This is a genomic window from Photobacterium sp. 1_MG-2023, assembly GCF_030547945.1.
In the GTDB taxonomy this organism is placed as follows: Bacteria; Pseudomonadota; Gammaproteobacteria; order Enterobacterales; family Vibrionaceae; genus Photobacterium.
This window is the reverse complement of sequence record NZ_JAUORR010000054.1, coordinates 1-7,980: the sequence shown is the minus strand read 5'-3', so window position 1 is coordinate 7,980 and position 7,980 is coordinate 1. Positions and strand designations below refer to the sequence as shown.

At 48.6% G+C, this 7,980-nt stretch carries 9 protein-coding genes and 4 tRNA genes; 6 read left to right on the top strand and 7 right to left on the bottom strand.

Going from position 1 to position 7,980, the window contains the following annotated elements; genetic code table 11:
- From Q4579_RS22515 to Q4579_RS22495, 5 genes are all read right to left on the bottom strand, one after another.
- Positions 1–183, bottom strand: a 183-nt coding sequence (locus tag Q4579_RS22515; RefSeq protein ID WP_269808543.1) for a GTP-binding protein, incomplete at its 3' end; no start/stop codon positions are given.
- A 106-nt stretch (positions 184–289) separates the two neighbouring features.
- A tRNA-Thr gene (locus tag Q4579_RS22510) sits at positions 290–365 on the bottom strand.
- Positions 366–377: 12 nt separating this feature from the next.
- Positions 378–452: transfer RNA gene (locus Q4579_RS22505), tRNA-Gly, on the bottom strand.
- 38 nt (positions 453–490) lie between these two features.
- Positions 491–575, bottom strand: a tRNA-Tyr gene (locus Q4579_RS22500).
- A gap of 6 nt (positions 576–581) precedes the next feature.
- Positions 582–657: transfer RNA gene (locus Q4579_RS22495), tRNA-Thr, on the bottom strand.
- A 220-nt stretch (positions 658–877) separates the two neighbouring features.
- Here Q4579_RS22495 and coaA point away from each other — a divergent pair.
- Positions 878–1,804 carry a type I pantothenate kinase gene (gene coaA / locus Q4579_RS22490; RefSeq protein ID WP_303567145.1) on the top strand — a complete coding sequence of 309 codons (927 nt, stop codon included), beginning with the start codon at positions 878–880 and terminating at the stop codon, positions 1,802–1,804.
- Between the two features lie 39 nt (positions 1,805–1,843).
- On the opposite strand, the gene birA is transcribed toward coaA, so the two are convergent.
- Both birA and murB read right to left on the bottom strand, forming a co-directional pair.
- Positions 1,844–2,809: a bifunctional biotin--[acetyl-CoA-carboxylase] ligase/biotin operon repressor BirA gene (birA, locus tag Q4579_RS22485; RefSeq protein ID WP_303567144.1), complete on the bottom strand. Its 966-nt coding sequence runs from the start codon at positions 2,807–2,809 to the stop codon at positions 1,844–1,846.
- Positions 2,806–3,846, bottom strand: a complete 1,041-nt coding sequence (gene murB, locus Q4579_RS22480) for a UDP-N-acetylmuramate dehydrogenase (protein ID WP_303567143.1) — start codon at positions 3,844–3,846, stop codon at positions 2,806–2,808. The genes birA and murB overlap by 4 nt, the downstream gene beginning before the upstream one ends.
- Before the next feature lie 73 nt (positions 3,847–3,919).
- Here murB and Q4579_RS22475 point away from each other — a divergent pair, with 73 nt between their 5' ends.
- The 5 genes from Q4579_RS22475 to Q4579_RS23125 all read left to right on the top strand — a co-directional run bounded on the left by Q4579_RS22475 (position 3,920) and on the right by Q4579_RS23125 (position 7,836).
- Positions 3,920–4,363: a GNAT family N-acetyltransferase gene (locus Q4579_RS22475; RefSeq protein ID WP_303567142.1), complete on the top strand. Its 444-nt coding sequence runs from the start codon at positions 3,920–3,922 to the stop codon at positions 4,361–4,363.
- Between the two features lie 122 nt (positions 4,364–4,485).
- The gene (gene pssA / locus Q4579_RS22470) at positions 4,486–5,835 is read left to right on the top strand and encodes a CDP-diacylglycerol--serine O-phosphatidyltransferase (protein ID WP_303567141.1); all 1,350 of its coding nucleotides are present in this window, start codon (positions 4,486–4,488) and stop codon (positions 5,833–5,835) included.
- Between the two features lie 10 nt (positions 5,836–5,845).
- The gene (locus Q4579_RS22465; protein ID WP_303567140.1) at positions 5,846–6,499 is read left to right on the top strand and encodes a nicotinamidase; all 654 of its coding nucleotides are present in this window, start codon (positions 5,846–5,848) and stop codon (positions 6,497–6,499) included.
- Between the two features lie 18 nt (positions 6,500–6,517).
- Entirely contained in the window at positions 6,518–7,021 is a 504-nt protein-coding gene (locus Q4579_RS22460) for a helix-turn-helix domain-containing protein (RefSeq protein WP_303567139.1), read from the top strand.
- 554 nt (positions 7,022–7,575) lie between these two features.
- Positions 7,576–7,836, top strand: coding sequence for a transposase (locus tag Q4579_RS23125; RefSeq protein ID WP_368502017.1), 261 nt, complete (start codon positions 7,576–7,578; stop codon positions 7,834–7,836).
- Positions 7,837–7,980 lie beyond the last annotated feature (144 nt).

The window sequence follows — 7,980 nt, the reverse complement described above, 5'->3', positions numbered from 1 at the left end:
GATACCACGCTCACGCTCTTCTGGCGCATTATCGATAGATGCGAAGTCACGCGCAGAACCGCCGTATACTTTAGACAGTACAGTACAGATAGCAGCAGTCAGAGTAGTTTTACCGTGGTCAACGTGGCCGATAGTACCAACGTTAACGTGCGGTTTCGTACGTTCAAATTTTTCTTTAGACATGGGTAGTCCCTCTAGGCACGGTATTTAGGTGGTATAACGACCACACAACCAATCATGGGTTTTGTAGAGTATATATCAAAAGGATTGAAGTGCTTCGGAGAGAGAGTGGTGCTGATAGGCGGATTTGAACCGCCGACCTCACCCTTACCAAGGGTGCGCTCTACCAACTGAGCTATATCAGCACACGAGAAATGTGGAGCGGGCAGCGGGAATCGAACCCGCATCATCAGCTTGGAAGGCTGAGGTAATAGCCATTATACGATGCCCGCAAACTCGTAACTCGTAGAGCTATTCAACCATTTGAATATGGTGGAGGGAGAAGGATTCGAACCTTCGAAGGCGGAGCCGTCAGATTTACAGTCTGATCCCTTTGGCCACTCGGGAATCCCTCCAAATTTTGGTGCCGACTACCGGAATCGAACTGGTGACCTACTGATTACAAGTCAGTTGCTCTACCTACTGAGCTAAGTCGGCTTAAGTGCTGCGCATTCTATGCGATGGTTTTAGGGGTTGCAATAGGAAAATTAAAAAAAATCACTTTTAATGGTCCCAATGAACAATTCTTAATCAAACAATGGCCTGCGTGCACATAATTTATCGGGAACTTCAAAGCAGGGCACTTTCACTTCGTGGATTGATCCTGTATTGTCCCATTCCCTGTAAATGAGATTTTGGTTACAAAATGAACGAGATCCTGACCCCTTACCTCTCCTTTGACCGACAGGCATGGGCTGAATTGCGTAAGTCCGTCCCGATGACGTTGGACGAAGCTGATCTCGAACGCCTGCGCGGCATAAATGAGCACTTATCGATGGATGAAGTGCGCGATATTTATTTGCCGCTATCTCGCTTGTTAAATTTATACGTGGGTGCACGCAAAGGACGTAATCGTGTTCTGGATGAATTTCTGTCTCAGCCCAAGCCAAGCAATGTGCCTTATATCATTGGTATTGCCGGGAGTGTTGCTGTCGGGAAAAGCACCACCGCACGTTTACTCAAAACGCTGTTAACACGCTGGCCAGAACATCCGAAAGTCGAGTTAATCACCACTGACGGCTTCTTATACCCGAATGATGTGCTGCTGGAAAAAAACCTGATGAAGAAAAAAGGGTTTCCGCAGTCATATGATATTCGCCGTCTGGTTGAGTTTCTGACCGAAATTAAATCCGGCAAAACCAAAGTTGAAGCACCAGTCTATTCGCATCTCATTTATGACATTACTGACGAAATTAAAATGGTTGAGCAACCGGACATTCTGATCATTGAAGGATTGAATGTATTGCAAAGCGGTATGGATTATCCGCATGAACCCCACCGGGTTTTCATTTCGGATCTGCTCGATTTTTCAATTTACGTTGATGCAGAGCCAGACTTGCTGCAAACCTGGTACATCGAACGTTTTCTGAAATTCCGCGAAGGCGCGTTTCAGGATCCATCATCCTACTTTAATCATTACACCAAGTTGACAGAAACCGAAGCGGTGAAAACCGCAACGAATATCTGGCAGGAAATTAACGGGAAGAATTTGATCGAAAATATTCTTCCGACCCGGGAGCGGGCCAGCCTGATACTGCAGAAAGGCTCGAACCACGCTGTACAGACGGTTCGCCTGCGGAAATAATCCGAAGATCAGCAAGGCCAGCAATCGCTGGCCTTGTGCTTAATCATCTTTGCGCAGAGAAATCTCGCCCCCAAGATAGGGGACAATCCCCTGCTCAGTATCCAGAAGCAAAGCGCCCTGAGGATTAATGCCCCGAGCAATCCCACGAACGACTTTTTCACCCATCAGCAATTTCACCGGCCGATTGAGAAAATTATCAAACTGATCCCAGTCGTCGACAAACCCCGCCATCCCCACTTCTTCATAACGCTGCAAGGTTTCTGTCATGCCTGCAATGAGTGCAGCTGCCAGTTGATTGCGCTCTGGCATGGGGTCACAGGCTTCAGCCAGATTTGACCAGGGCTGTCCCACAACTTCGGTGTCTGTCATTGCCATGGTCAGGTTCAAACCCATCCCAATGACCAGATGCGCGGCATCGCCAGCTTTGCCGCTCATCTCAACCAAAATCCCCGCCAGCTTTTTATCCTGGAAATAGAGGTCATTCGGCCATTTGACTTTGACCTCTGCTGCACCGATCTGACGAAGCGTTTTGGCAATCGCCAGACCAACCACCAGGCTCAGTCCCATTGCCGCAGCGACACCGGCATCCAATCGCCAATACATGGACAAATATAAGTTACTGCCAAACGGTGAGAGCCATTGGCGACCGCGCCGACCACGCCCGGCTTGCTGATATTCAGCCAGACAAACGGCTCCTTTCGGCATTTGACCAATGCGATCCAGCATGTATTGATTGGTGGAGTCGATCACCGGGATCACCGAGAGTGATGAACAATCGGTCTGATCAAGAATCTGCGCCTCATCCAGCAAATCAAACCCAGCAGCCAGACGGTACCCTTTCCCTTGAACACGATGGACTTCCAGCCCCCACTCCTGGATCACTTTCATGTGTTTGCTGACTGCGGCGCGGGAAATCCCAATCTGTTGACCCAGCGCTTCACCGGAGTGAAATTGGCCATCAGCAAGAATACGGATCAGTGCCAGCTTTGTGACATGCTCTTTCATGGCAGTTCTCTGTCTAATGTCGTTTCGCCGGTCGCAGCCATAAACCGCACCTCATGCTCCAGGCTCACACCGAAGCGCGCCTGTACTGTATCAACGATATGGCGTGCGAGCTTTAACACATCTGCAGCGGTTGCAGAACCTGTATTCACAATGACAAGCGCCTGTTGTTGATGTACTGCCGCACCACCAACCTTGTATCCCTTCAACTGGCACTGATCGATCAGCCAGCCCGCCGCCAGTTTATACCGACCGTCAGGCGCCGGATAATGGGGCAAATTCGGATATTCGTCCATCAGCCGCTCATAGGTGTCCTGGTTTACCACTGGGTTTTTGAAAAAACTCCCTGCATTCCCCAGCTCCGCTGGATCAGGCAATTTTTCCCGGCGTACTTTGCAGACCTGCGCCAGAATCTCTGCGGGGGTCACGGTTTGTGCATTCAGGTTGGCCAGCGGGCCATAGGAAATATTCGGGAGCCAGTCTTTACTCAAACGAAGACCAACAGCCACAATGATGTGCGTCTCTTTCAATTCATGTTTGAACACAGAATCCCGGTAGCCGAAACGGCAAGCTTCCGCAGTCAACCGTGTCAGCGTGCCGCTGGCGCGCTCCAGAACATCAACATACGCACAAACATCCTGTAGCTCTACGCCATAAGCACCAATATTCTGAATGGGAGCAGAACCGACGCAACCTGGGATCAGCGCAAGATTCTCCAGACCCGGGTAGCCTTGCTCTACGGTCCAGCACACCAATTGATGCCAGTTTTCACCCGCTCCAATGTGCAGGTGGTAAGCAACATCTGTTTCCCGAACATCAATGCCCAAAATCCGGTTCAGAATGATGGTTCCCCGATAGTGTTCACAGAACAGTAAATTGCTGCCCTGCCCGATCACCATGACTGGCTCAGAGCTGATGTCATCATTACAAAAAAGAGCTTTCATCTCGTCAACAGAGGTAACGGGAATCACTCGTTCAGCACTGACATCAATCCCAAAGGTGTGCAGCCGAGCCAGTGAATGGGAACGCAAAACTTCCATACCAATTTCAAACCATCACTTTATACTGGAGGCCGCATTCTAACTGATCCCTGCTGTTGACGCAGTGAATTCCATGACAGATTTAACGAAAACAACACTTAGCTTCCATCCTTTGGAACCTCTGCGCTTTCCCTTGGTCAATCGACTGTATAAAGCGCATTACCCGGCAGGAAAGGCGAAAAAGGATGAAGTCATTTGGATTGGTGAATCGACAACAGAGATTGTCTCTGTCGTTCGTTTTCAGCAATTTGAAGATCACCAACTGCTGACGGGGATGTTGGTTGTCCCCGCATTCAGACAACAAGGTATTGGTCAGGCGCTCTTAAAAGCCTGTCAGGCTCAGCTGATATCAAAGCACTGCTTTTGCTTTGCATTCAACCATCTTGAAAACCTGTATGTTCAGGCTGGCTTTCAGGTGATCTCGGAAGATGCACTGCCAGTCTCGCTCGCGGGAAGAATTCAACGCTATCGCAGTGCAGGAAAATCACTCATTCCCATGCGATACAGTCCGAATTGACCAACCTGCCTCCCAAGCTCAGGAATTGCTCCAGCAGAACCGCTTTACCATCATTAAAATCTGGTATAATTGGTCCCCTTAATTTTTTAGATTTAACAAATAAGTCGCGGAACGAGGCGATAATGGATTCAGCTACTGCAAATAGGCAGCTCATTGACCAGCTGCCGCGTATTGCACATCAGCCGGAAAATTTGGAAACACTGCTAGAAGCCAGTGCTTTCCGAGAACGCTTGTATCAGGCTATTGCCAGCGCTACTCAGCGGATTTATCTGGTCGCACTGTACCTGCAAGATGATGACGCAGGCCGAGGCATTCTCAAAGCATTATATGACGCCAAGCAACAGCGTCCCGAACTGGACATCAAAGTCCTGGTTGACTGGCATCGTGCCCAGCGAGGGCTGATTGGTGCGCAAAAATCAGAAGGGAACGCAGCGCTCTACCGCGAGTTTTCACAATCATACGAGCATAAAATTGAAGTCCTTGGTGTGCCTGTACGTAACCGGGAAGTTTTCGGCGTCCTGCACCTTAAAGGGTTTGTGATTGACGATTCGGTCATCTATAGCGGCGCCAGTTTGAATGACGTTTATCTGGCCCAGCATCAGCGCTACCGCTACGACAGATATCATGTCATCAAAAATGCAAAACTCGCGGACAGCATGGCGGCTTTTGTTCAGCAAACGCTGGTTGATAGCCCGGCAGTCAATTGTCTGAACCAGCAAATCCGCCCGGAAACCAAGTCGTTACGCAATGCGATCAAAGACTTGCGACAAGAGTTACAACTGGCAAGCTATACGTTCGAAGCGGAGTCCGTAGCAGCGCATCAGGTAGGTCTGACCCCTATTGTGGGACTAGGGCGTCGTAAAAACAATCTGAACAAGTATATTTGTACCCTGATTGCCAGTGCTCAGCAGGAACTGACGATCTGTACACCATATTTCAATTTTCCTCGCAGTATCAGCCGTGAAGTGAAACGCGCCTTACGGCGTGGTGTAAAAATCACTCTGATTGTCGGGGATAAAACAGCCAATGATTTCTACATCCCACCCAGTGAGCCGTTCAAAACCATTGCCGGCTTACCTTATCTGTATGAAGTCAATTTACGCAATTTTGCCAAGCACAATGAAGCGGCAATCGCACGGCGGCAACTCGCCATCCATATCTGGAAACACGACAACAACAGCTTCCATCTCAAAGGCATCTGGGTAGACCGCCAGTATATGCTGATCACAGGCAATAACCTGAATCCACGCGCCTGGAAACTGGATCTGGAAAACGCCATTCTGGTGCATGACAAGCATGAACTGCTGGCCGAGCAAAAACAGCAGGAACTCAGTGCTATCTTGCGACATACTCAGTTAATGGGTAGTTATAAGTTTATCGATAAGGTCGAAAGTTACCCGCTACCCGTCAGACGTCTGATCAAACGTATCCGACGACTGAAAGCTGATCATATCCTGAATCAGATCCTGTAGGAGGTTGATCATGTCTGTCGCGGCAATTGATGTTGATGTGCAGCAAACATTTACGCCACTTTGCCCGGATGAACTGCCAGTTCCGGATGGTGACAGCATTGTCGACGCACTCAATCAACAAGCGCAACTGGCCGATTGGCGTATTCTGACAAAAGACGCCCATCCAGCGAATGCTGTCTGGGTCGTTGATAGCCATGATAAAATGCTGCAATCCCTGCCCTACCCAAATGCAGACCTGACCTGGGTGAAACATGCCGTTCCAGGAAGCCGGGGATTTGACGTGATCCCTGGCCTGCCTGATGTGACCGATTATGATCATGTCATCTGGAAAGGGATCGAGCCTGATCTTCACCCTTATGGCGCCTGCTACCATGATCTGGAAGAAAAGCTCAGTACAGGTTTGATCGAATGGCTGAAAGCAAAGAACGTTACGACGGTGTTGGTCGGCGGTCTTGCAACGGACTATTGTGTAAAAACGACTGCCCTACAGCTGCAAGCGACAGGGGCATTTCGGGTGATTGTGAACCTTTCAGCATGTCGTGGCATCGCACCGGAGACGGTCGCATCTAGCTGCCAGGAGATGCTCAAAGCAGGTATTCTCCTCGCCGAGGATCTGTCCGCAATTCAATCGCTCAACATCACTCACAGCCATCCTCAGCACTAACGGCTAAAGTTATTCCTCATGATGTGGCCAGTCAGAGCTTTCTACTGGCTTTTTCTTGCACTTCACTTGAGGCTTTCAATCCAAGATCTATCTGTAATCTCATCCCTCTCCAAACAAGAATATGATCTCATCGAGGCTTCTCTTTCATATGTTCAAATCGCTATGGATAGCCTCAATAATATCGACTTCAAAAAGCTGGCAAGCCAGCAAAAATCCATTCAAATGAAAATGAGATTGCTCGCGCTTGCCCACTTCAAAGAAGGCCACTCCCACCACAAGTCAGCAGAACCAGTGTCAACAAATGGATTCATACCCTTTATCGAAGAAGGCCTCGCAGAACTTCAGGAAAAGCCAAGAACAGTTAGACCTGCGTTCTTAACCCCTGAGCAAAAAGAGCAACTCCGCCAATATCGCAAAGATAAAGCTCATCACCCGCAAGGCGGCAGACTCACAGGTGCTAGTATCCATGCATATATCGCCCAGCAGTTTGATAAACACTATCACACTGATTCTATTTACTAATTGTTCAATCTGATGGGAACATCCCGCTCAAAACACCCGAAGCAATGCCAAGCGACGCAAGAAGCTTTTAATAAACTTCCCACTGGAAACGATCCGTAATACCAATCAAAGTAAGTCAGTGATCAGAAATAGCGTAGGAAAAATGTTTGAGAACAAGGCAGATTTTTTAGATAAGTCCTGATTCTACAATCAAAAAATCTAACGCAGTGATCGAGCATTTTAACAAACTAGGATGACCAATGATTTATTGCGATTGGTATAACATCCCAGACTATATCTGCCTTGAACTTGTGGATGTTTAATTCCGGGATGAAGCTCGATTTGGCCAGCAAAATACAACGACACGGCTTTGGGCTGAACGAGGAACAAGGCCACGCGCGGTGAAACAGCAACAGTTCGATTATGCCTACTTGTTTGGCTTGGCTCCGTTTGCCCAAGTCGAGGGATTGGTGAAGCGATTGTCGTCCCCTGGGTCCACAAAGAAATCATGATCGAACACCTCAAGCAAATCTCGAGAGTAACAGAAAAAGAGCGGCATGCCGTTGTGATCATGGATGGTGCGGGATGGCATACTGATGACGTCGCGCATCAATTTGAGAATGTCAGCATCATCAAGCTGCCATCCCTATTCTCCTGAGCTTAACCCAATAGAGCAGGTATGGCGTTGGTTAAGGCAACGTTGTTTAGCCAATCAAAGTTTCAGCGATGATGACGATATTATAGATAAGATTTGTACTGCTTGGAACCAGTTCTTGCATTGCACTCATCGGGTCAAACAGATGTGCTCATGGGAATGGATTGATCTGACCAGTTAATATTCCAGAAGGCTATAAACGCAAAAAGGCCACCCAAATAAGGGTGGCCTTTTTAAAGAGGAGCCTGGCGATGTCCTACTCTCACATGGGGAGACCCCACACTACCATCGGCGCTGCTGCGTTTCACGTCTGAGTTCGGCATGG